This is a genomic window from Coprococcus sp. AM100_B19A (genome assembly GCF_027662015.1).
Classification (GTDB): Bacteria; Bacillota; Clostridia; order Lachnospirales; family Lachnospiraceae; genus Allocoprococcus; species Allocoprococcus comes.
In genome coordinates this window covers 107,996-130,999 of the sequence record NZ_JAQDKN010000003.1, presented here as the reverse complement: position 1 = coordinate 130,999, position 23,004 = coordinate 107,996, and the positions used below count along the sequence as shown (strand labels likewise).

Annotated in this window: 20 protein-coding genes; 6 read left to right on the top strand and 14 right to left on the bottom strand. The window is 41.9% G+C overall.

Annotated elements, in window-relative coordinates:
• Positions 1 to 229: 229 nt before the first annotated feature.
• Positions 230 to 502 (top strand): helix-turn-helix domain-containing protein, encoded by a 273-nt coding sequence (locus PGQ33_RS04275; protein ID WP_242854864.1) that lies wholly within the window; start codon positions 230 to 232, stop codon positions 500 to 502.
• A 144-nt stretch (positions 503 to 646) separates the two neighbouring features.
• A complete protein-coding gene (locus PGQ33_RS04270) occupies positions 647 to 1,009 on the top strand; it encodes a helix-turn-helix domain-containing protein (RefSeq protein WP_022220639.1) in 363 nt (120 codons plus the stop codon).
• Positions 1,010 to 1,027: 18 nt separating this feature from the next.
• Here the strand turns inward: PGQ33_RS04270 and PGQ33_RS04265 are convergent, their stop codons facing one another.
• Positions 1,028 to 2,848 (bottom strand): DUF6320 domain-containing protein, encoded by a 1,821-nt coding sequence (locus PGQ33_RS04265; protein ID WP_270205333.1) that lies wholly within the window; start codon positions 2,846 to 2,848, stop codon positions 1,028 to 1,030.
• 3 nt (positions 2,849 to 2,851) lie between these two features.
• On the bottom strand, positions 2,852 to 3,778 hold the full coding sequence (locus tag PGQ33_RS04260) for an alpha/beta hydrolase (RefSeq protein WP_008371960.1): 927 nt from the start codon (positions 3,776 to 3,778) through the stop codon (positions 2,852 to 2,854).
• A 200-nt stretch (positions 3,779 to 3,978) separates the two neighbouring features.
• Between PGQ33_RS04260 and PGQ33_RS04255 the strand changes: the two genes are divergently transcribed.
• Positions 3,979 to 4,749 carry a hypothetical protein gene (locus tag PGQ33_RS04255; protein WP_117834450.1) on the top strand — a complete coding sequence of 257 codons (771 nt, stop codon included), beginning with the start codon at positions 3,979 to 3,981 and terminating at the stop codon, positions 4,747 to 4,749.
• A gap of 137 nt (positions 4,750 to 4,886) precedes the next feature.
• On the opposite strand, the gene PGQ33_RS04250 is transcribed toward PGQ33_RS04255, so the two are convergent.
• The 3 genes from PGQ33_RS04250 to PGQ33_RS04240 all read right to left on the bottom strand — a co-directional run bounded on the left by PGQ33_RS04250 (position 4,887) and on the right by PGQ33_RS04240 (position 9,964).
• A complete protein-coding gene (locus tag PGQ33_RS04250; RefSeq protein WP_270205332.1) occupies positions 4,887 to 5,906 on the bottom strand; it encodes an Rpn family recombination-promoting nuclease/putative transposase in 1,020 nt (339 codons plus the stop codon).
• A 390-nt stretch (positions 5,907 to 6,296) separates the two neighbouring features.
• Positions 6,297 to 7,634 (bottom strand): CitMHS family transporter, encoded by a 1,338-nt coding sequence (locus PGQ33_RS04245; RefSeq protein WP_055157528.1) that lies wholly within the window; start codon positions 7,632 to 7,634, stop codon positions 6,297 to 6,299.
• Positions 7,635 to 7,816: 182 nt separating this feature from the next.
• The gene (locus tag PGQ33_RS04240; RefSeq protein ID WP_270205331.1) at positions 7,817 to 9,964 is read right to left on the bottom strand and encodes an ATP-binding protein; all 2,148 of its coding nucleotides are present in this window, start codon (positions 9,962 to 9,964) and stop codon (positions 7,817 to 7,819) included.
• Positions 9,965 to 10,077: 113 nt separating this feature from the next.
• Between PGQ33_RS04240 and PGQ33_RS04235 the strand changes: the two genes are divergently transcribed.
• Complete coding sequence (locus tag PGQ33_RS04235) at positions 10,078 to 10,764, top strand: response regulator transcription factor (RefSeq protein WP_008371972.1); 687 nt, start codon at positions 10,078 to 10,080, stop codon at positions 10,762 to 10,764.
• A 167-nt stretch (positions 10,765 to 10,931) separates the two neighbouring features.
• On the opposite strand, the gene citG is transcribed toward PGQ33_RS04235, so the two are convergent.
• From citG to PGQ33_RS04190, 9 genes are all read right to left on the bottom strand, one after another.
• Positions 10,932 to 11,858, bottom strand: a complete 927-nt coding sequence (gene citG, locus PGQ33_RS04230; protein ID WP_270205330.1) for a triphosphoribosyl-dephospho-CoA synthase CitG — start codon at positions 11,856 to 11,858, stop codon at positions 10,932 to 10,934.
• Positions 11,859 to 11,913: 55 nt separating this feature from the next.
• Complete coding sequence (gene citF, locus PGQ33_RS04225; protein ID WP_008371975.1) at positions 11,914 to 13,473, bottom strand: citrate lyase subunit alpha; 1,560 nt, start codon at positions 13,471 to 13,473, stop codon at positions 11,914 to 11,916.
• A gap of 1 nt (position 13,474) precedes the next feature.
• Positions 13,475 to 14,374, bottom strand: coding sequence for an aldolase/citrate lyase family protein (locus tag PGQ33_RS04220; RefSeq protein ID WP_117822794.1), 900 nt, complete (start codon positions 14,372 to 14,374; stop codon positions 13,475 to 13,477).
• Positions 14,374 to 14,673, bottom strand: a complete 300-nt coding sequence (gene citD / locus PGQ33_RS04215) for a citrate lyase acyl carrier protein (protein ID WP_044998939.1) — start codon at positions 14,671 to 14,673, stop codon at positions 14,374 to 14,376. The genes PGQ33_RS04220 and citD overlap by 1 nt, the downstream gene beginning before the upstream one ends.
• Before the next feature lie 102 nt (positions 14,674 to 14,775).
• Complete coding sequence (locus tag PGQ33_RS04210) at positions 14,776 to 16,215, bottom strand: serine hydrolase domain-containing protein (protein ID WP_270205329.1); 1,440 nt, start codon at positions 16,213 to 16,215, stop codon at positions 14,776 to 14,778.
• Positions 16,216 to 16,301: 86 nt separating this feature from the next.
• Positions 16,302 to 17,597, bottom strand: coding sequence for an SLC13 family permease (locus PGQ33_RS04205; protein ID WP_118217565.1), 1,296 nt, complete (start codon positions 17,595 to 17,597; stop codon positions 16,302 to 16,304).
• A 170-nt stretch (positions 17,598 to 17,767) separates the two neighbouring features.
• Entirely contained in the window at positions 17,768 to 18,697 is a 930-nt protein-coding gene (locus PGQ33_RS04200) for a LysR family transcriptional regulator (RefSeq protein ID WP_173686736.1), read from the bottom strand.
• Positions 18,698 to 19,033: 336 nt separating this feature from the next.
• On the bottom strand, positions 19,034 to 19,573 hold the full coding sequence (locus PGQ33_RS04195) for a beta-class carbonic anhydrase (protein WP_270205328.1): 540 nt from the start codon (positions 19,571 to 19,573) through the stop codon (positions 19,034 to 19,036).
• Positions 19,574 to 19,666: 93 nt separating this feature from the next.
• On the bottom strand, positions 19,667 to 20,530 hold the full coding sequence (locus PGQ33_RS04190) for a LysR family transcriptional regulator (RefSeq protein WP_270205327.1): 864 nt from the start codon (positions 20,528 to 20,530) through the stop codon (positions 19,667 to 19,669).
• A 208-nt stretch (positions 20,531 to 20,738) separates the two neighbouring features.
• On the opposite strand from PGQ33_RS04190, the gene PGQ33_RS04185 reads away from it, so the two are divergent.
• Both PGQ33_RS04185 and PGQ33_RS04180 read left to right on the top strand, forming a co-directional pair.
• Positions 20,739 to 21,428 (top strand): DUF6198 family protein, encoded by a 690-nt coding sequence (locus PGQ33_RS04185; RefSeq protein ID WP_270205326.1) that lies wholly within the window; start codon positions 20,739 to 20,741, stop codon positions 21,426 to 21,428.
• A 283-nt stretch (positions 21,429 to 21,711) separates the two neighbouring features.
• On the top strand, positions 21,712 to 22,971 hold the full coding sequence (locus tag PGQ33_RS04180; RefSeq protein ID WP_270205325.1) for a dihydroorotase: 1,260 nt from the start codon (positions 21,712 to 21,714) through the stop codon (positions 22,969 to 22,971).
• Positions 22,972 to 23,004: the final 33 nt, after the last annotated feature.

Sequence of the window (23,004 nt, the reverse complement as noted above, 5' to 3'; positions counted from 1 at the left end):
AAGTCTCACAATTCCTATTTCGTTAGAGATCATAGGCGGAAAAATTAAAGTTTAGAGATTAAAGTTTGAATATGATAGCACATGTGTATCTTTAATTTTAAGACTTTTTGATTTATTAGTACTTTTTCTAAGAATTCTACTCTTTTTAACGTCTATTTCTTATATAATAGCAATAGTACATACCACTTCACTTATATTATATATGAAATCTTCGAAAGGACGATCGCCCATGGAACATATAGGAGAAATTCTCCGGACAGCACGTGAAGATAATTTTTATACTCAGAAGAAAGTAATAGAACTGACCGGTATCAACCGCAAGACTCTGTCCGGCTATGAGAACAGTGTAGCAGAACCAGATCTTGACACATTTGCCAGATTACTCCGCTTATATCAACTTTCTGCGGATGAAGTATTAGGAATTAAGACTTCTACCCCCCCCCTCGCATTTTTCCCTTTCGCGCTGCGAATGAAAAATGCTTACTCTTTTCCAAAAATTTGACACCAGCCACCAGGAAGAGCTTTTGATTCAGTTTCAATCTCTCGCAGACTATCTCGATAAAAAATCAAAATAAATTGTCATTGCTTTTTCCTGCTCTGACCATTTATAATGAACTTATACTATGTTTGAAGGGGGAACATTTTCATGAAAGATATTGGTAAAATTCTGAAAAACGCCCGTGAGAATAAAGAATATACCCAGAAACAAGTGATGGAATTGACCGGTATCCACAGAAAATCTCTGTCCGGTTATGAGAATAACGTTGCCGAGCCGGATCTCTCCACTTTCGCAACCCTTGCCAATCTGTATGGCATCTCTGCAGATGAAGCTTTGGAAATTGGTGAACCGGATCCTTCTGTTTCTTTGCTTCGTTTTGAATTCCAAGTTCTTTCTTTATTTAAAGAACTCGATGCAAAGCATCAGGAAGAACTTCTGATCCAGATCACCGCACTCGTCAGATATTTAAATGCAAAAAATATGGTGCCGCAAAATCATCAATCCAGATAATTTTGCGGCACCACCGATTTATACATGTAAATTCTTTTCCATTTCCTGACGCATTTCTTTTCCCTTGAAAAGCACCAGTCCGATCAGCATCAGCACGCCCATCCCAATTGAAATCACAGACGGAAATACAATTCGTACCTTACCAGTCAGCAAAAAGATAAATGGTAAGATCATTCCGTAAAGCGCCGCCATCACAAAGTACACCAGATAGTCCTTCGCCTGACGGTAATACACCCTCGATATGATCAGCATCGAAATCATAATCAAGCCACTGACTCCCGGAAGCACAAAGTCAATCGACCAGCCATGCCAGCCGGTCAGCCAGTCCCAGATAATACAGCCGACTGTCACAATGATCAGCTGCCACATGGCATTCTTCAGCAGATTGTACCGCTTGAAGAAACCGACTGCGAGCGCCAACCACATACTGAACGCACCGCCGCACACAAACAGTGACAGATGGAAATTCGTATCAATGCTATAATCCACTCCCAGTGCCGCCACAATCGCGATCATGCAAAGAAATGTAAATATTTTGAAAATCTGCATTCCTTTCGCTTCTGTCATCACACTTTCCGGATACTCCACTTCAAGGATCTCAGGCTTTACTTCCTGCTCTTTCAGAATCTGGAAAAAGTTGTCCTTGATCGCATCACAGTCATATCTGGACGTAAATCCCAGATAAATCTTATCCCGGAAGGAACACATACAAAGCTCTACTTTCGGCGTACTTGTATAAACACCAAAATACCTGATATACGTCTCATAGCTTTCCGGCATCCGGATGATTCCCATGTTGGAAAAAATAGCGGTCACATCACTTTCTGCCGTCCTCGCCCCGATATTGATACAGACATTTTTCAGTTCCAGCGGCGCAAATTTCAGGATTGGATGCACCTGCAAGGCGAAGTAATCGTTCATCCGCTTCTCCATCTTTTCCGTTGTCAGTTCTTCTTTAAAGCATGCATTTACTTTTTGCACAACATCTGTGAACTCTTCTTTTTCACCCTGAAAATGATATCCCGGTTCGATCCAGTTGAAGAAATTGAGCATTGTATTGGTCGGAAAGAAATTACGCAGATTTACCGGAACCATCAGTACAACCGGCTTGCTTTCCTGCCGTCTTGTCATTGTCCGGTGAATCGCACACAGATATACCGCAGTCAGAAATACCGTCATCGATACACCATAAGTCTTTGCCTGATGCCTCAGTTCTTCGACCGGAATTTCTGCCTCTGTCGTCTGCAGGCTTCCAAGCTCGCGCCGGTTTCCGCGAAGCTGATGCGCTGCCGGTTTTTTCTCCTTTTTGCGGTCTGCCTGGTGGGAATAATATCTTTCAAATCCATCTGCTTCCTGATCGAAAAGGCTCTCCGAATACTCTGACAGAACCACATCCTCCAGTCCATCCTCATGATGTGCCAGATACAGATAATTTTTCACCAGCTCCCGTACAAATTCACTGGCACCGGTTCCGTCCGTCAGCACATGAAAGACCTCAAAATTGATTCTCTTTTTGTAATAAGTCACTTCAAAAAGCAGATCTCTCTTATCACGGATATAAAGGCTGCTGCACGGCTCCTTATACTCTTCTCTTACAACCGGTCTTTTATTACTCTGTTCCAGATAATGCCAGAACAGTCCCTTTCGCAGCACGGACAGAAAGATCGGATATTTTTCCAGTGTCCTGTCTACCGCCTTCTGCAGGATCTCCTGCTGTATATCCTCTTTCAATTCACAGTAGAACCGGAATACACGGGTATCCCTTTTACTGCTCGCCGCCGGAAAAAGCTTCGCTGCATTGTCCAGCCTTCTCCAGTGCTTTACATTTGTCTGCGGCATTTTCTATTCCCCCTCCAGAAAATGATTGATATATTCAAAACTTTCCTGTACATGCAGACTCCGGATTCCCAGTGCAAAATATCCGTGAAGTGCATCCTTGATCCGGTGTACTTCCACCCGGTTACCTGCCTCTGCAAGACGTCTTCCATACGCTTCTCCCTCATCCCGGAGCGGATCAAATTCTGACGTCAGGATCAGTGTATCCGGCTGTCCTGACAGATCTTTCTCCAGAATCGGTGCAAAATATGGATTTAACTTGTCCTCTTCCGAACCTGCATAAAGATTAATATAATCTTTTAATTTGCCTGCCGTCAGAAGATAATCCTGCCCGTTCTCCCTTACAGAAGAGAACAGACTCTTCTCTGAATAATCATTATTGACTGCCGGATAGATCAGAATCTGTCTCTTTGGCATAAATTCGCCACGGTCCCGTGCCATAATGGACAATGCAGCTGCCAGATTGCCACCTGCACTGTCTCCAATCAGAGTAATATCCTCCGGCTTTGTATCCGGATGCGTATACAATGCTCTTGCCACGGCATAACAGTCCATAAGCCCGGTCGGGAACTTGTGCTCCGGCGCCAGGCGATATTCTACTGCTGCTACAGTCTGCCCCGTCGCCTGTGCCATCCGGGAACATACTCTCTCATAATTTTCCACATGCTCAGTCGCCCATCCTCCTCCGTGAAGGAAAAGCATGATCTTTCGTCCCTTGATCTGATCTTTTTCCAGACACGATGCTTCATCCGGGAAAAATACCCGGATCGGAACTTCATAATCGCCGTTATATACCTGCAGATCCATTTTTTTATAAAAAATTTTCATCGGATCCAGTCTTTTCAGATCCGCAAGCTGCCTTGATACTTCTACATCAATCCCTCCAAAAGACAGGATTTTCAGGATTGCTTTTGTTGCTATATTGATTGCCATATTTTTCTGTCCTCATTTATTTTTTCATACAGATTTATTCTACCATAGAATGATGTCCCCTACCACTCTTTCTCTTTCCATCTTTGCTACATTAACCCATTTTCAATTTTTCAGATTTCACAATCATCTCATTATTTATTTGACACAGACTGTCAAAACAGTTACCATACACTTATGCACAAGGAGGGTGTATTTGTTTTATGAATAATAAAAAAAATATAGACGACTATTTTGATGACAACTTTGAAGTAACTTATACAGGCGATCTCCCGTCGATCCCTGTGGGGCAGGATGATTATGACGACCGTTATGACGACACAGACTACCTTAACGATTATGAAACTGACGACTACTACGATGAAACAGACAGGCTTGCTCCTGATTATGACGATGATTATGAAGAAGAGGATTCTTATTATGACCGCCAAAGACCAGCCAGACGGACAGAACGGAGAAATTCCCGCAGACGTCCCGATTCCTCTTCCGAAGAACTGGCTGCTCCAATCCGGAATATTGCCCGCACCGGAAGTACTGCCGCTGAGAAACTGACCACTTTCATCCTTCGCCCGGCACCGGTTCTGATGTCCGCCATCATCCTGGCGATTACCTTTTTTTCATTCTGGAATCAGCTGTCTGATTATGGAGATATCAATACACTGACATCCAATCCAGATCTTACTCTGATTGCTTATCTGACTGTCGGAGCGGTTATGCTGATCTGGATGCTGTCTACGTTCTTTTTCACATTAAGTGGCATCCGACACGGAACCGGACGCGGACTTACTTATTTTGTCCTAGTATATGTTCTGTCCTACCTCTTCAGTCTAGCCGCAGCTGCAATTCCTGCTGATGTTCAGTTGCTGACCGGTATCAGAGGCGGTATCCTGGTATTTGGTTCCCTTTACCCGGCATATTTTCCATTCTGCGTGGTGGGAATTATTACTTGTATTTTGCGGAAAATTTTGAAGTAAAACATTCCTCGTACTAAGGCATATGCCTTAGGGCATCCTCATATGGTGTTTTTACTTTATAAGTGAACAACAACTAATTACATGCGAAAAAAGAGTAAGTCAAATCACTCATCTATCTGATTTGACTTACTCTTTTCTTACTTTTGTTTCATTCCCGATGTGTTTCCCAACTTTTGTACTATTTTTTCTATATCATATTCCGGTGCATAGGTATTGGCAATATCATAGATTCTCTGTATCGTCAAGACATCCTCTTCCAGAAAATCTGCAATTTCCTCTGCTGACATCCCTTTTTGCAATTTTTTTATAACAATTGAAACTAATGCTTCCCTGTACCCTTCTTTACGCCCTTCTTTACGCCCTTCTTTACGTCCTTCTTTACGTCCTTCCTCACGTCCTTCTTCACGACCTTCTCGCATCCCAATTATTTTTGCACTTTTCATAAACGAATTATGATCCCACAAAATTTTTTGTCTTTCTTCGTATTCTCTTCTTTTTCTTTCATCTGCACTCATCTTCTCCAGACATTCATAAGCTTCTTTAATATATTCATTTTGCTCTGCCATCTTTGCAAAATCCTTTCTGTTCTTTCCGCTCATAAATCGCATCCACTGGATGATCCCAGTTTCATTCTGACTTTCCGGTGGCAACTTTTTCAATTCCAGAATATGAATCTGCAGCAAGTCCGTCAGCACTTCTCCAGTCTCTTTATCACAGAACATTCCCGCATGATAACATCTGGTATCATTTTCAAAGAAATTAAAGTCCAAAATTCCAACATGAATGCACGGTTTAATTCTATCATAAGTATCCCCTGTTTTCATTTGATCCGTTACCATCTTTGACAGATAATAAAAGCTCCTCTGAAACCAGAATTCAAATGGCACCACCTGCATTTCCAAATCCATCTGCTCTCCATTTTTCAAGAGAACTCTTACATCCAGAATCCCGTATTTATCTTCCGGATATTCTTTCCTTAAAATTGTTGGCATCAACTTTGTTTTCTGAATTTCTTCTGGATCTTTCTTTAGAATTGCCGCAATCAATCCCTGTCTTACTTTTGCATTCTCCATTAATTCTTTGAAGCAGAAATCTACCGTTGGATGCATTATAAAGCTATCCTGATTTTCTGTTAATTGTTTCTTTTCTTCTGTCATATGATTCCCCTTTCTGCATTGTAAAAATATAGAAAGGAAAATCTGACTTTTCTACTATAAATATTTTAACATACTGTCATCCTTTGTAAAGGCAAACTCCCATACTTCTATATTTTCTTTTGCTTTGTTCATTGTCGGGAGTTTACTCGAAAATTGAGCACCGAAAATGAGATACCTTCTGATTATGGTTAATTAGATACTTTTTCGATTTTAGAACTAAATCGAAGTAAAATAACTCTATCACATTTTCCTGAAATCTTATACCCTGCATAACATTTTCGAGCACTTTCGTTGCATTTCAATCATCAGACCATTTTATATGCATATCCAAAAAAATCCCGTACTCCATGTACAAATCACATGAAATACAGGATCTTTTTATTTATCTAACTAGAATTTGATAACTCCAAGAATTATACCTGAGATCAGACAGATAATACTTACACCCCAGATCCAGAAGAAACTGTTCTTGATGTGATCTTTGATCTCCACACCGGCAAGTCCGGTTCCAAGGAAAGTAGCAGGAACAACCGGGCTGATGAAAGTTGCACAGTTACGGCAAACAACCATTGCAATGGCAATATGTGCCGGATTTACACCGAATTCGTTTCCGATTCCGATCAGTACCGGAAGCATTCCGAAGAAGAAGGAATCGGTATCAAACATCAGTGTAAGCGGTACAGATACCAGACCTACGATAAGCGGTAAAAATCTTCCCATAGACTGTGGAACTACGTTTGCAAGTACGTTAGCCATATGAGTCATGATCTCTGTTTGCTGCATCACTCCAAGGAATACACCTGCACAAAGAATCGTAGATGCCATGGTAAGTGCCGGACCTGCATGGGATTTAATGATCTTACCCTGCATTTTTGCACCCGGGTAGTTTACAAAAAGTGCTACTGCACATCCTACCATAAAGATATAGTAAGACGGTACCTTTGCAAGAACCAGGTTTACGATCACTACCAGTGTTACGATTACATTGAATACAAAGAGTTTCGGTCTTGCAAGCTCATTCTTTTCATCATCTGTTACGGCTTCATCTTCAATTCCGCCATACTCGATCTTTTCTGCTGAAGAAGTGCCTGCACCTCTCTTCTTTTCGATATTTCCCCAGATAAATGCTGTTCCAAGTGCAATAAAAATACCTACAACCTGCATTGGAATGATCTGTTTCCACAGTGCATTTGGTTCAATTCCAAGGACAGTAGCCGCACGCATTGTCGGTCCGCCCCATGGCAGAAGGTTCATAACACCCATTGCAGATACACAGATGAGCATCAGAGTTGTCGGTCTCATATTCAGACGTTTGTAAACCGGGAGCATTGCCGGAATTGTGATCAGGAATGTAGAGGCACCGCCTCCATCCAGATGTCCGATCATAGCAATGATACAGGTCATCATGGCAACACCGACTACATTACTTCCGACTTTCTTCATCAATGCATTGATGATCTTGTCGAACATTCCTACATCTGTCATAATTCCAAAGAAAAGTACAGAGAAGATAAACAGCGCTGCAGTACCATGTACTCCTGCTACACCGGCTGTTACAAATTCCCCCATTTCTTCAATCGTAAATGTTCCGGTTGCTACAAGGATCGCACCTGTTACAGTTGATACACTGACAAATGCAAGAGCCGGTACCGTTACATTTCTTAAGAGCAACGCAATCACAATAATGATGGTTGCAAATCCCAATAAGGCAAGCATTGCTTCACTCATGGCATTTTCTCCTTCCTTTTGTACGGGTACTTTTTCGTACCATTTATTTGATGATTCCATTATAAAAACCCAACCTTACACTCTTACAGATTCCTCCTTACATTTTGTTAAGGTAAATCTTTAAAAGTATTAAGGTTGGGTTTGTCTTATCTTACACCTTACAGATATCTGCGTCTTTTTTCTTATACCGGCTGGCTGGCACGATTCCGAATTGCCTCGAGAATTGCGGTATCCGATACCGGTTTTTCTACATATCCGTCAATGATTCCTTTCTGCCGGGCCTCTGCCACCTCACGGCTGACTCCATCAATAATAATAAGCTTCAGCATGTCCGGATATCTGCCTGCAAGCGACATACAGAAATCCACTCCACTGCAATCCTCCATCGTTTCGTCTACTACCAGCACATCTGCCTCCTGCTGTTCCAGACATTTTTGCAGTTCTTCTCTTTTCATACAGGTCTGAATCTGGATCCCGATCTTCTCAAAATTCTTTTTCAGCAGCTGCAATACCTTTGCATTGTCATCTGCCACCACGATCCGATAATCCTTTCTGGGAATATTCTGCACAATCTGTGGCATATGCTCTGTATCCAGTACCGGAAGGTAGATATGAAAGGTACTTCCTTCTCCTTTTTTGCTCTCTGCATAAATATATCCCTTATGTGAAGTAATAATCTGCTCCGCAAGTGCCAGTCCAAGTCCGGTACCCTCTCCCCCTTTTTTCGTTGTGAAAAATGGATCAAAAATCTGACGCAGCGTCTCTTTATCCATTCCACACCCATTATCTTTCACCTGGATATGGATATACTTTTTCCATACATCCGAAAGCTTTTCAATCACTCCCTGAGCCAGTTTTTCTTTTTCTTCTGAATGGCAGGATATTTTGATATTTCCTTGATTTTTTCCAATCGCATGCACCGCATTAACGCAGACATTTAAAAGCACCTGGTTCAGCTGTGTCGCATTTCCAAGGATCATTTCATCATCTACCCGAAACTCACTTTCCATATGGATTAGAGACGTACAGACAGATTCCATCATCCTTTCTGCACGCGTCATGAATTTCTTTATCGAAATATTTTTATAAACGGTCTCTACATTCTTTCGACTCAGGGACGAAATCTGGCGCACTACATCCTTTGCTTTTTCCGAAGCCTCATAAATTTCTTTTGCACTGTCCTGTTCTTCTGATCCTTCCGGAAGTTCCATCATCAGAAGCTCTGCATATCCCATGATCGGAGTCAGAAAATTATTGAATTCATGTGCGATACCACCTGTCATAGTTCCCATGATCTGAAGTCTTTGCTGATGCGCGATACTCTGCTCACTCCGATGCATTTTTTCCAACTGCTCATTCAATTCTTTCAGATCATTGATCTCCCGCACAGCTCTTCTCATATCACGCATCACTCTGCCAAATAAGACAACCGCAATACCGGCAGCCAACAAAATACCAACAAAAATACATACCATTTTCAAGAAACCTTCAGCTATCGGTTCGTACAGATCATCGTAGTCGATCACCGCACTGACTACCCAGAAGCTGTCTCCGATCTGAACCGGAGAATATGCACTGATTTTCTGTACTCTCGGACGTTCTTCATTTGTCCACCAATACGAATAATAATGAGAAATACCTTCTTTTCTCTTCTTCTGATCCTCAATCATCTTCTCCAGACTGGAGTAATCCAGATCCGGATACATTTTCTTCCTTCCTGCAATAACCGGAATTCCCCATTGTTCTTTCTTCGGATGCATGATGATCGTTCCTTCTGCATCTTTGACAACAATGTATCCATTCGTTCCGATGTGAATTCCCGAAATCAGTTTCTGATAATATTTTTCCGCATCGATCATCAGACAGATCTTTCTCCCATCCTTCAAAACACGCTTATATACATTATAGATTTTCCCACCTGTATCTTTTTCCATATAAATGCTATTCTTTGCCGAGCTTTGAGTGAGCAGCTGTGAACTTACAATCTGTACATCCTTGACACTCTCTGAAAGCTTTCCCTGTTCGTCTTCCAGGTACAGATTCGTGATAAAACTGGTCTGTGTGTCTATAAATTCCCGATATAGTTGTTTTGCCTCATCCTGCGGTCTGTTCTCTGCTGTTTTTGCAAGAAAGCTTAAACTTTCCTCATATTCCTCTGTGGACATCGCCATATTTTCACTCAGGATTCTGGTTGTCAGGAGCATCTGTTCCTCCTGGTTCTGCATCAAAGTATCTCTGTACTTTTTCCAGACACCAAATCCTGCAAATACAAGAATTACGATTAAAAAAAGTGGAATCGCAGCAATCAGTGTCTTTTTGTTTTTCTTCATATATTCTCGTCCCCGGTTTGTTATCAATTGACTTGTTCTCTTTCTAATATTATAATGTTTTTTATAAGTTGTATAGAATTTATTGAAATTTTTACTTTTGGGAGGTTGCCTCAATGGCTGACAAAATACTGATCGTAGATGATGATCCGGCAATCTGTAAGCTGCTGGAAAAAGTAATGCACAGCAATGAGCTGGAAACAACAACAGTAAACTGTGGCATGGATGCGCTGTCCATCCTGAAAAATCATACATTTGACCTGATCCTTATGGATATCATGCTGGGAGATATGGAAGGGTTTGAAGTTATCAAAAGGCTTCGCAATCAGGGGATCAGTACTCCGGTTATGATCGTCAGCGGACGTAATGAAGACTATGATTCTCTGTACGGGCTTTCACTTGGAGCGGATGATTATATCACCAAGCCGTTCCGACCGCTTGTACTTGGTGCTAAAGTAAAAGCACTGATCCGCCGCAACAAGAATCTGGTACTCGACAATTCCGATACTCTGGAATGCGGTCCATTCAGCTATGATACCACAACCATGCGTTTTTACAAAAATGGCGAAGAACTTATCCTTTCTTCCAAGGAGTCTGCACTTCTTCTGCTCTTTATGAAGCATCCGCAGCAGGTTTTCACCAAGGACATGATCTATGAGCATGTCTGGGGCAATACTGTTGCCGTTGATGACAATGCAATCATGGTCTACATCAACCGGCTTCGTGGTAAGATCGAGGACGACAGACAGAATCCGGCGTATATCCTGACGATCCGCGGACTGGGATACCGTTTTGTTCCGTAAACGACCTTTTCATCAAGAAGAGGCTCCATCCTGAATCTTCTCCTAATGAAAAAGATGACTTTTCACCCACTCATTTGTGAAAAGTCATCTTTTTTATTCCTCACCAGTCTGGTGCAGTCCATATTCATGGCAGAAAATTTGATTCCCGTTCTCAGTTATTATACGCTCTATTTTACAACTGGAAAGAGGTTCAGGATTGCCCCGTTCTCGTTTGGAATTTTATTGCACAGCATCGCAAGAAACAGTGAGGTGGCAAGTAGATCGGCACACCCACCCGCGCTGATACCACGCTTTATATAATCCGCATCCATGCGGATCAGTTTGTCTAACGCATCTTCTGAGTAGGCTCCGCCTTCCTCCAGAAACTGCATTGCTTCCATCTGTACCTGATAGAGTACTGACGGATTCTTTCTCGATAAAATGTTGGAATCCTGCACCCGGCTCATCAGTGCAAAAAGGATCTGTAATTTGATTCGGTTCCACTCCATTCCCCGCAAAAGTCCATCCTCCAGTACCGGAAGCGCAATATGAAAAACAGATGGGTATCCGGCAAGCGCTTCCCCGCGAATCCCTGTAGTCCCGTATTGTACGAGATTTTTCTCACCGTTACTTTTCGCAGGTTCCTTTCCCAACATCTCAATTTCGGCTCTTAAGATCCTGGCAGTCATCTTCTGCTCCATCCGAAGGATGGATTGTAAAGTAACCGTTTCGTCTTCCTGGATACATCTTCCCGCTGCCGCACTGAATATTCCAAGGGTAAAGATCATCCCTTTATGTGTATTCACATGTCCGGTTGCCCGATACATGGCTTCCTCCGCAAGCATTCCGGTCTTACGGATTTCACGGAAAAGATCTTCCGGCGTACAGGTCAGCTGATATCCCTGATATGCCATTCTAACAAACCACGGATACAACGCCTCTGCACTTCTTTCAAAGGTCTGCACATCCATATCAGTGTGGGCACCACAGGAATACGGATCTACAAGCCCCGGTTTGGGAACCGTATAGACTTCCTCAAGCAGCGCCTGATACGCCATCCGGCCAATCGATTCTGCAAAGTATTCTGCTTTCTCTACTGCCTGATTCTTTCCCATACGGTTCTCCTTTTATATCCAATTGCCAATAACCTGTAAGTTTTCCGATCAGAATTTAATCATCAAATTCAAACGGCTTGATCTGACGGACAACATCCATGATGGTACCGTCACGGCTTTCAATGACACCGACAACACGATCTCCAAACTGTACCTTCTGTGGTTCCCCCGCGATAGAGTAAGCGATATCACGTAATTCTTCGATGGTCTTAAATGGAAGGTCTACATCTTTCATTGCTTCGATCAGATCCTGTCTCTTCGGATTGATTGCAATACCATAATCTGTGATGACAACGTCTACACTTTCTCCCGGTGTTGTGACGGTTGTTACGTCTGTACAGATTGCCGGTGTTCTTCCCTGAAGAAGCGGTGCGATAACGATGGCACATTTTGCTCCGGCTGCTGTATCCGGATGTCCACCCTGCGCTCCTGTGATCATACCATTAGAATCTACAACAACGTTACAGTTGAAGTGTACGTCAACTTCCAGAGCTGCAAGAATTACGAAGTCCAATTTATTGACAACTGCCCCCTTGTTGAACGGGTTCGCATACTCACCTGCACTGATCCGGAAATGATGCAGATCTTTTACAGATTCTACGGCTGCAAGGTCAAAGTCCTGTGTATCCAGAAGTGCATCTACCTGACCGTTGATCAGAAGGTCACACATCGGCTTTGTAAGACCACCCACACCAAAACGCATGCGGATATTTCTTTCTTTCATTACCTTTGCAAGTGAAATAGTAGATGCGATAGAAGCTCCGCCGACACCTGTCTGATAAGAGAATCCATCTTTGAAATACGGTGTATTTACAACGAACTGTGTACAGTAATCAGCCATCATCAGCTTTCTCATATCTGTGGTCGGTTTTGCTGCACCTGTTGCGATCTTCTTCGGATCACCGATCTGGTCTACTTCTACAACATAGTCTACCTTTGTCATTGAAATATGTGCCGGAAAATTCGGAAACGGAACCATGCAGTCTGTGATTGCTACGACTTTGTTTGCATGGAAAGCGTCTGACATTGCGTAGGAAAGTACACCACAGTCAGATTTTCCACCGATACCACGGCAGTTACCGTACTCATCACAGGTCGGAGTTCCGATAAATGCGATATCGATCTGTGTCTCACCTGTTACCAGGGCACGTACACGTCCGCCGTGGGAACGCATGATCGCAAGACCTTTTAATTTACCATTGGAAATAGCTTCTCCGATCTTTCCACGCACACCGGATGACTGGATATTTGTAATGGTTCCGTCTTCAATATACTCTACCAGAGGATCATGTGCTTTTCCAAGGGAACTTGCGCAAATCGTAATGTCTTTGATCCCCATATCATGGATCTCTTTCATTACCATATTTACAACGTAATCCCCTTCACGGAAATGGTGATGGAAGCTGACTGTCATACCGTCTTTGATTCCACATTTTACAAGGACATCATGGATGCTGTCTACCATCTTGCTTCCGTTGGAATTGATCACACATTCGACTTCCGGTCCATGTTTTTTATAAACATGTCCGTCAAAATGATGAACACCCTGAAATACTTCTTTACCAGTTGCTTTTAAAATCTCTTCCGGGATATCTCTACCTACTGCGTTAATCATCTTATAAATCCCCCTTATACACACCTGAAGCTTTTGCAAGCTCGATTGTTCTCTTTGCTCCGTCATAGAAAGCGATATCGATCATCTTACCGTCTACTGTAAATACACCGATTCCCTGTGCTTTCTTTGTATCAATTTCACGGACAACTTTTTCTGCGAAAATGATGTCTTTCTGTTTTGGTGTAAAGATTTCATGAACAATGTTGATCTGTCTTGGGTTGATGATTGATTTTCCGTCGAATCCCATCAGGTGGATATTTTCAACATCCTGACGGAAGCCATCCATATCATCCAGATCTGTGTATACTGTATCAAAGCACTGTACACCAGCTGCTCTTGCTGCGATCACCATGTTCTGTCTTGCTCCCATGAGCTCGATTCCGGTTCCGGTGATGTGTGTCTGAAGGTCTTTGGTGTAATCTCCACCGGAAAGGGCGATACCAAAAAGTCTTTCTGAAGATTCGCAGATATCAAGCGCACGCATTACACCACGTGCAGACTCGATCGCTGCCATGATCAGGACACTTCCTTCTTCGCGTCCAAAATCTTTTTCAGCCTGGATAACTTCAGCTTCTACAATTTTTACATCCTGTGCGGATTCTGTCTTCGGAATACGGATTGCATCGCATCCACCTGCAACTGCACAGCGGATATCTTCTTTCCAGTAAGGTGTATCCAGTCCGTTGATTCTGACTACCCGTTCGCATCCTCTATAGTTAATGGTCTTAAGTGCATGATAAAGAGAAAATCTGGCTGCGTCTTTCTGGTTCTCTGCAACAGCATCTTCCAGGTCAAGCATGATGGAATCCGGTTTGTAAATATAAGGATCCTTGATCAGTCCCGGTTTCTGTGCATTTAAAAACATCATGGTTCTTCTAAGTCTTTTTTTATTCGGATTCATTATCTGATCGCACCTCCCCACGGTAAATCTTCGATCTGTCCTACCGAACGGTAAACAGCTGCTTCGATTCTTGCTTTGATCGTACAGTCAAGGGCTCCTTTATCTACGATTGTAAGCTTTACATTATCGATTCCCAGATTTTCCAGTGTTTCATAAGCTACTTTCTTAATCTGGTTTCCATACTGATTGATCACTGCGCTTTCCAGTGAAAAATCAACTTTTCCTTCCCCGGCTTCTACTGTTACCTGGCAGTCACTGGATTCTAATGTTCCTGCAATTGCAGGTTTCTTGATTTCCATTCGTGCTTCCTCCTTAACATCCTTTTGCATTTGTATTTGCTTCGTTGTGTTTATCATAGGGCTTTTACCTTACAGGAACACCTATGGTTTTCTTAATAATTATTAAGATTTGCATATTTTTGCTGTTACAACCGGTCTTTCCAGTGCCTGTGAATTCATATTTACCCAGCGTTTCATATATACCCTGTCTTCTTTCCATTCAAAAGACACATGATCAAAAAAAGCCATCTCCGGATAGCGCCATTCCATCATCAGCACATTTTCTGACTTCCAGTAAGCGCATGCGGCAATTTTCATTTTATCCATCTCATACTGATGGTGCAGATATCCTCCTGTCATAGATGTTTCCCCATGTATCCAACAGTCGAGTCCTGCTCTTACAAAATGTGTCCCTCTGTGATCTGTCATCCAGAATCTTACTTCATCTTCTGAAAATTCCAGACATATCATTTCAATCCTGTCCTCATTCTCAACCGTATCCATTTCCATTTTCCGGTTTTCTGAAATCAGTCTGTTACTGACGGATCTGTTTTTATTTTCCAGAGACATTCTAAGTCCTTTATTTTTTAATACATTCCACATCTTTTCAGAGAGATTTCTTTCTTCTTTCATCGGATTCAGAATTTCTTTTTGAATCAGTTCCGTCTCCAGGTAATTACTGTCTGCCGCAGTGATAGCGATTACCATATTTTGTTCCGGAACAATCGCACAGGTCTGTCCAAACATTCCATCTGCACACCAGATATCACCCGTATGTGTCCAGTGAAAATTATAGTCTTTTTCTCCTGCTTTCCTTGGTTGTGGATCCTTTTTACCGAGTGCAAGATCCACCCAATCAGCACTTAATAATTGTTTCTCTCCCCATTTCCCCTGATTCAGATAAAGTAACCCAAGTCTGGCCATTCCTTCCACTGTAATACTCACACCATTTCCACCTGAACAGATTCCTTCCGGACTTTCTCCCCAGCTAAACTTCTCCAGGCCAATGTACGGTGCCAGTTCTTCTTCGATCAACTGATGGCATGTTTTTCCTGTAATACGCTGTACAATCGCTGACGTAATATAGGAATTCCCACTTGAATACATAAATTCACTTCCCGGCTCCTTTACAAACGGTACTTTAAAATATGCATCCAGCCAGCTGGTCTTTAATGGTCTCCATTCATTTCCACCTATACTTCTTTCCTGACCACTGCGCATCGTAAGTAAATTCCGTATTGTAAGCTTCTGAAGATACTCATTTGCTCCCTCCCGGTATTCCGGAAAATAATCAAGCACCTTATCCTCCAGCTTTATAAGTCCTTTTGTATAAGCGATTCCTGCCGCTGTATTTGTAAAACATTTTGTAAAAGAATGTACAATATGCGGGATTTCTTTCCGGTACGGTTCGTTATATGCTTCAAATATAACTTTATTGTTTTTCAAGATCATGATCCCATGGATCTCTGCTTCTCTTTTTTCCATCTCATTCAGGAAATTAATAATATATTCTGATGATACGCCTTCATCTTCCGGAGTTGAATAAGTTAATTCTGTGTTCATGCTGCCACCTCATCTATCTTTATTTTAAACTGGAAACGGGGGACAAAATTTTGCCCCCTTTGTTATACATAACTCTTTTCTGTCTTTTAAAAGAACGGGAATACCAATGGAAGAATTCCTACACAGCATATAAAGCTGATAATAACCAATGGCCATCCAAATTTTGCAAAGTCAGTAAATTTTAAGTTTGTAAAGATCATTAATGTCTGATTTGTTCCTGATGCGATTGGTGTCAGGAAAGAGCATCCCGCTCCGATTGCAATTGCAAGAACAATTGCCTGTGGGTTTGCTCCCATTGATTCTGCAATGGAAATCCCAATCGGGGCAAGCACTCCTGCTGTTGCCATATTGTTCATAAACTGTGTTGCAATTGCCGATCCAAGGAACAGTACAGCTGTGATCAGATACAGATTATGTGTATCTCCAAGAATGCTCAACACGATGGATCCAAACACCTCTCCAAGTCCGCTGTTCTTCATAACTGCAATGATCAAATTGATACCTGCACAGAAAAGTACCATATCTACCCCGAATGAAGTAATGACTTCTTTTGGTTTTACAACGGTTGTAAGTACAGAAACTGCAATCAATGCATATCCGATAAAATTCGGGTTCACTGTAATATCTGTAAGTGAATCCAAAATCAGAGCAAGTACAAACAGAAGGAAACTGATTCCTACAACCATCTGTTTCTTTTTCATCTCAGGTGTAATTTCTGTAGCTGCCTCTATCTCTGAATTACTTGGCACTGTTTCCTCATAAGACGGACACCAGCGGTTCATCACAATCATATAAATTCCACCCAGAATAAAAATCGGGATGCCTACCCAGGCAAAATCAAACATACCAAAAAGAGAAAGTCCGGCTTCTTCAAGTGCTGTATTTGCATAAATATTTGTCGGTGTTCCAATCAGTGTACAAGCTCCACCTAAAGTACTTGCATAGATTACGAATAAAATCATTTTTGAATGACTGATCTTATTTTTCTTGGCAATACTGAAAATCACCGGTAAAAATGCCATTGCAACATAACTGTTCTGCAGAACAAATGATACCAGTCCTGATGCCAGATAAAGAATTGCAAAAATTAACATTTCTTTTTTCTTTCCACTTACATTACCGGTTAATTTATCTAAAGCATTTCCCATTACAATATCAAGTCCTGTTGCAGCAATCATTCCAGAAAACATACATATAATTGCCATCAGATGAAAACTTGAACTGCTTAACACGGCATATACACCATCTGCATCCATTGTTCCTGTAAATACAACGATCGGTGCCATGATCAAAAAACAAAACCAGTTTGGTAATTTTGGCGTTGCAAGAACTGCAACGAAAACTATTAATGTCAGGATCGCTCCTATTGTAGCCATACTCATCTTTCTTTTCCTCCGTATACAATAAGCTTTTCGGAATGCGCTTTTCCCAAAACTCTCATTCTTCTCTTGTATGATGTTTACCGGTTCATCACGTTAACCTTATTATAATCATCCGGTACTCTTTTCACCAATGCCAAAGAAAAATAGGGGCATAGCTTCATGCTATGCCCCTACATTTCTCCCTCTTTGATTTTTTCTTTCAAAACAGCTATACAATACTTTTCCTGTCTGGAAAGAATTTTATTTTTCAAATACATAATTCCTGTTTTTGTTTTTTTAATCTTGTTTTTCCCAATACAAAAAAGATCAATATTTTCTGTATTCGTTAAATACGGAAGAAACACTTCTGAAATAAAACAGCATCCCATTCCCCGCTCAAGTGTCTGCATCGCAAGCATCGAACTGTTTACGATCATTTTTGGTTTTAATTCTTTGCCCTGTTCTTCAAATATCTGATCAATCTCCTGTCTGACATGACAGGATTCATCCTGTATGATAAACTCGTCCGGCATTCTTGAAATATCCATCCATAGATATTTTTCGCCTTCTCTTTTTTCTGCTTTCTGAAGCATCTTATACTTTTTGGGAACTGCAAGCAACATATAATCTTCTACAATAAGATCAAATACGATTGACGAATCTTTTTCACTTATATCAGGTCCAAGTGCAAGATCGTATGTCCTGTTTTTTAAACCTGTTATAATTTCCTTTGCCATGACATTTGAAAATGTTGCCTTACAACCGGTATATTTTTTACTGATCTTATCCTGAACTTCCATTGCTAACAAAAGACTGGCACTTAGAGACATACATACATGTATTTCCTGTTCTTCGGATAGTTGAAGCTCCTTTAGTTTATGTTCCATTGTGCTGTTCAAACGTTTGATTTCTTTTCCATACTCAACATAGATTTCTCCAGCCTCAGTCAGACTGATTCCATTCGATTTCCGCTCGAAAAGTAAAATTCCCAGTTCCTGTTCCAGACTGGATATAAATCTGCTGAGTGATGGTTGTGAAATATATAAAAGTTCGGCAGCTTTTGAAATGCTTTTGCACTCTGCAACCGCTAAAACATAGGTAAATGATTTTAAATCATCCATTTTTATCCTTATCCTCCTGTGATCTCACTAAACAGATTATAGACTTTTTTATTTCAAAAGTGCAAGACTTTTTAATAGTTGTTAAGGTTGGGATTTATGAAAATCTGACGATAGACTTTGGATTGATGAAATTTTAAGATCTTACAAGTTTCAATAATCTGAATCTATCTCCTAAATGCGCTATATTAAATGAAAAGAAGGGAAACCGCAAGCGGCTCCCCTATATAGTAACAGCTATTTATATGACAGCCGTCAACTATTGCAGTAGTTGGCGGCTATTTCCGTTTACCCTTGAAAATCTCATATCAAAGACCTACAAGGACAACTTTGTTTTCCTTACACTTCCGTAAGCTCCCCGGTTTCCGAATCCATAATGAATCCCTTGATCTCAATATCCTTCGGCATCAACGGATGTGCCTTCAGTGTATGCACAGTCTCTTCTACCGACTTCTCTACAGATTCAAATCCACCCAGCCATTTTTCCAGATCAATTCCACTGTGTCTCACGATATCGATATGTTCTTTGTCGATTCCGCGTTCTACCAGTTCTTCTAACAGCTCATTTCCATCCATTCCCTGCACGCCGCAGTCAGTGTGTCCGATGACCATAACCTGCTCCACACCAAGCTCCAGAATCGCAACCAGAAGGCTTCTGACCACACTTCCGTATGGATGGGTAATAACTCCGCCTGCATTCTTGATAATCTTTGCATCTCCGTTTTTCAGCCCCAACGCTGCCGGAAGGAGCTCCGTCAGACGGGTATCCATACAGGTCAGCACGGCAAGCTTCTTGTTCGGGTACTTGCTGGTCAGGTACGGCTCATAGCCTTTATTTTCCACGAATTTCTTATTATACTCTACAATCTGTTCTATCATCCTGTGTAACCTCCCATTTGATTTTCGCAACAATATTTCTAAAACAGATTATAGACTTTTTTTCTCTGTAAGCGCAAGGATTCTTAATGAATTTTAATGATGTTCTTTCTTCCAATACCGGAAAAATGCATCCTCCTGCTCTGAACGGATTCCATACTTTCTTCTCGCAATGTAAAATTTAGAATTCCACCCTGAAGTCTTCACCGGAATCGTCACCACATTGTGCAACCGCACGATATCCATATACGGCAATACGGAAATCCCGAACCCATTCTCCACAAGTCCTGTGATAACTTCAATCTCTTCTGCAGCACACACCGGCTTTACCTTAATTCCTTCTTCTGCAAAAATCTGCTCCTGCAAAGTACGAAAACCGCTGGTCTTGGAAAACATGATCTGAGGGTATCCGGCTGTCTCTTTCAGACTGATCTGTTCTCTATTTTCAAGCGGATGCCCCTTCGGAACCACTACCGCGATATACGAATCCCGAATCGGATAATACTCGATTTCATCCGATTTCAGAAGATCCGAACAGAAGCCGATATCATATTTTCCATCCAAAAGTCCTTCTGCGATCTCCGGTGTCATCCGGTTGTAAATGATAAACGGAAATGTTGCCCCAAACTCTTTCAGCATATGTGGGATCGTCCCCGGTGCCAGAGGATACACACTGCCGATCCGCACCGTTTTCTCTTCCGTCCGAAGTCCTGCCGCCCGCTCTTCCAGACGAAGATATGCTCCCAGGATTTCATCCACATCCTTCATCAGTTCTTTGCCGTAGCGGCTGAGACTCACATTCCGCCCTTCCTTCTGAAAAAGCGGGACTCCATACTCTTCTTCTAACGATTTGATTGCATGGCTGAGCCCCGGCTGTGAAATATTCAGCGCCTTTGCCGCCTTTCCGTAATGCTGGATTTTTGCCAGCTCTGAAAAATATTTTAAATATTCGATATTCATATATTCCCTCTTTTATCTTCCGCAGTCACCTTATTTTTCAAAATCAACTCTTTACTCTCCATTACCTTAACATATTTCATTCTATTTTAGAATCAGTTTATTCAAAATAATCATTTGTTTTTATCGATTTTCTTCATTATAATGAGAAACAGCTTAAATATAAAATTTTTGTAAATTATTATTTATCAGGAAAGAAGGATTTGTACCTATGAATAAGAAAAAATTTCATCTGGCCGGAGAAGTCGCTCTGCTCATCGTCCTGCTGATCAATTCACTCGGCGTGGATCTGATGTCGAAAAGCGGATTCGGGATCTCAACGATCTCCTCAGTGCCCCTTGTATTTAGCATCGCCTTCCCACTATTTAGTTTCGGAACATGGAATTATATTTTCCAGACACTGCTTGTTATTACACTGATGATTCTTAAGCGTTCATTCTGTCCCGGCTACCTCTTTTCTTTCGTAGTCGGAATCGGATTTGGAAAAATGATCGACGTACATAACTCATGGATACAGGCTCTGCCGAACTCCCTGCCTCTTCACATCGTTTATTTCCTGGCAGGATTCTTACTGATGTGCTTCGGTATCTGCCTTGCCAACAACTGTATGCTACCGATCATTCCAACGGATATTTTTCCGCGTGATCTGTCCGAGATTGTAAAAAAGAACTATAAAATCGTTAAGACAACCTTTGATCTTACCTGTCTGACAACCACCGTGATCCTCTCCATTGCAATCCTCCATGGATTCTACGGAATCGGAATCGGCACTGTCTTCTGCGCATTTCTGACCGGAAAAACAGTATCTGTCATCCAGAGATTCATTGGAAACCACGTGGAATTTTACCGTGCAACCGGGAAAAAGAAAATTTCTCTTGAAAAGAATATGAGACATGCATAAAAGAAAATAGATTTCAATTTTGATACATACCAGATCGGATATATCAAAACTGAAATCTCTTCTTTATTCTACTTTCCCTTCTGATTTCCTTCTTCTTTTGTTTTCCCCAATTTAAATACGATGACTTATCTTTAACATACCTTATTTCCATCATTTCGGCAAACACTCTTTTGGATTCTGTAGCCAGTCTTATTTTCTCAACTTCTCCTGTCGCATTGACAAACCTTTTTCCCATCCCGTATACTAGAAGCAGACTAATATCCTGCAAGGAGGCTTAACTACTATGATTATCAAAAACGGACTTGTCATCGATCCTGCTTCCGGACTTTCCGAAAAAATGGATCTTCTGATTGAAAATGGCATCATCAAAGAAATGGCATCCCTGATTACAAAAGAAGGAGAGGAAGTCCTTGACGCAGCCGGGCTTGTGGTTGCACCGGGACTGATTGACACCCACGTTCATTTCCGTGATCCGGGATTTACTTATAAAGAAACCATCCACACCGGCGCACTTGCCTCTGCAAAAGGCGGTTTTACTTCCGTGATCTGCATGGCAAATACTTCCCCGACTGTGGACTCTGTTCCGGTTCTCAAAGACAACCTTTCGCGTGCTTCCAAAGAAAAGATCCGTATCTTCCAGGCTGCTTCGATTTCCTGCAACCTGAAAGGGCAGGAAGAAACCGATATGGACGCCTTAAAAGAAGCAGGCGCATGTGGATTTACCGATGACGGGATCCCGCTTCTAAACGCAGAATTCTGCTTCCACGCAATGGAAAAGGCGGCAAAGCTTAACGTACCGGTCAGCCTTCACGAAGAAGATCCTTCTTTCATCCGCAACAACGGAATCAGTCACGGAAAGGTATCCGATGCGCTTGGCATCTACGGTTCTCCTTCCATTGCAGAAGAATCTCTGGTTGCAAGAGACTGCATGCTGGCACTGAAATCCGGTGCCGATGTTGTGATCCAGCATATCAGCTCCGGTATCTCTGTCGATCTGGTTCGTACTTATAAGAAAATGGGTGCAAAACTTCACGCCGAAGCCACACCGCATCATTTTACACTGACGGAAGACGCAGTCCTTGAGCATGGAACACTTGCGAAAATGAATCCGCCGCTCCGTACCGAAAAGGACCGTCAGGCGATTATTCAGGGACTTGCAGATGGAACCATCGACTTGATTGCCACCGACCATGCACCGCACAGCAAAGAAGAAAAAGCAAAACCAATCACCGAAGCTCCAAGCGGAATCATCGGTCTGGAGACTTCCCTTGCCCTTGGCATCACAAGCCTTGTAAGACCGGGACATTTATCTCTTCTTCAGCTGCTTGAAAAAATGACGATTAATCCTGCAAAGCTTTACCACCTTCCATACGGACAGCTCGCCGAAGGAAAGGCAGCTGACCTTGTGATCTTCGATGAAAACGAATGTTGGACTCCGACCGAATATGCATCCCTTTCATCCAACTCACCATTTACCGGAACTCCTTTGTATGGCAAAGTGAAATATACAATCTGTGATGGAAAAATCGTTTATCATGATTAAAAAAATCCACGGACTTTGAATCTTCTAAAGTCC

Excerpts from the sequence above, each read along its gene's own strand:
- PGQ33_RS04275 (WP_242854864.1), top strand. The coding sequence starts at position 230 with ATGGAACATATAGGAGAAATTCTCCGGACAGCACGTGAAGATAATTTT.
- PGQ33_RS04270 (WP_022220639.1), top strand. The coding sequence starts at position 647 with ATGAAAGATATTGGTAAAATTCTGAAAAACGCCCGTGAGAATAAAGAA.
- PGQ33_RS04265 (WP_270205333.1), bottom strand. The coding sequence starts at position 2,848 with ATGCCGCAGACAAATGTAAAGCACTGGAGAAGGCTGGACAATGCAGCG.
- PGQ33_RS04260 (WP_008371960.1), bottom strand. The coding sequence starts at position 3,778 with ATGGCAATCAATATAGCAACAAAAGCAATCCTGAAAATCCTGTCTTTT.
- PGQ33_RS04255 (WP_117834450.1), top strand. The coding sequence starts at position 3,979 with ATGAATAATAAAAAAAATATAGACGACTATTTTGATGACAACTTTGAA.
- PGQ33_RS04250 (WP_270205332.1), bottom strand. The coding sequence starts at position 5,906 with ATGACAGAAGAAAAGAAACAATTAACAGAAAATCAGGATAGCTTTATA.
- PGQ33_RS04245 (WP_055157528.1), bottom strand. The coding sequence starts at position 7,634 with ATGAGTGAAGCAATGCTTGCCTTATTGGGATTTGCAACCATCATTATT.
- PGQ33_RS04240 (WP_270205331.1), bottom strand. The coding sequence starts at position 9,964 with ATGAAGAAAAACAAAAAGACACTGATTGCTGCGATTCCACTTTTTTTA.
- PGQ33_RS04235 (WP_008371972.1), top strand. The coding sequence starts at position 10,078 with ATGGCTGACAAAATACTGATCGTAGATGATGATCCGGCAATCTGTAAG.
- citG (WP_270205330.1), bottom strand. The coding sequence starts at position 11,858 with ATGGGAAAGAATCAGGCAGTAGAGAAAGCAGAATACTTTGCAGAATCG.
- citF (WP_008371975.1), bottom strand. The coding sequence starts at position 13,473 with ATGATTAACGCAGTAGGTAGAGATATCCCGGAAGAGATTTTAAAAGCA.
- PGQ33_RS04220 (WP_117822794.1), bottom strand. The coding sequence starts at position 14,374 with ATGAATCCGAATAAAAAAAGACTTAGAAGAACCATGATGTTTTTAAAT.
- citD (WP_044998939.1), bottom strand. The coding sequence starts at position 14,673 with ATGGAAATCAAGAAACCTGCAATTGCAGGAACATTAGAATCCAGTGAC.
- PGQ33_RS04210 (WP_270205329.1), bottom strand. The coding sequence starts at position 16,215 with ATGAACACAGAATTAACTTATTCAACTCCGGAAGATGAAGGCGTATCA.
- PGQ33_RS04205 (WP_118217565.1), bottom strand. The coding sequence starts at position 17,597 with ATGAGTATGGCTACAATAGGAGCGATCCTGACATTAATAGTTTTCGTT.
- PGQ33_RS04200 (WP_173686736.1), bottom strand. The coding sequence starts at position 18,697 with ATGGATGATTTAAAATCATTTACCTATGTTTTAGCGGTTGCAGAGTGC.
- PGQ33_RS04195 (WP_270205328.1), bottom strand. The coding sequence starts at position 19,573 with ATGATAGAACAGATTGTAGAGTATAATAAGAAATTCGTGGAAAATAAA.
- PGQ33_RS04190 (WP_270205327.1), bottom strand. The coding sequence starts at position 20,530 with ATGAATATCGAATATTTAAAATATTTTTCAGAGCTGGCAAAAATCCAG.
- PGQ33_RS04185 (WP_270205326.1), top strand. The coding sequence starts at position 20,739 with ATGAATAAGAAAAAATTTCATCTGGCCGGAGAAGTCGCTCTGCTCATC.
- PGQ33_RS04180 (WP_270205325.1), top strand. The coding sequence starts at position 21,712 with ATGATTATCAAAAACGGACTTGTCATCGATCCTGCTTCCGGACTTTCC.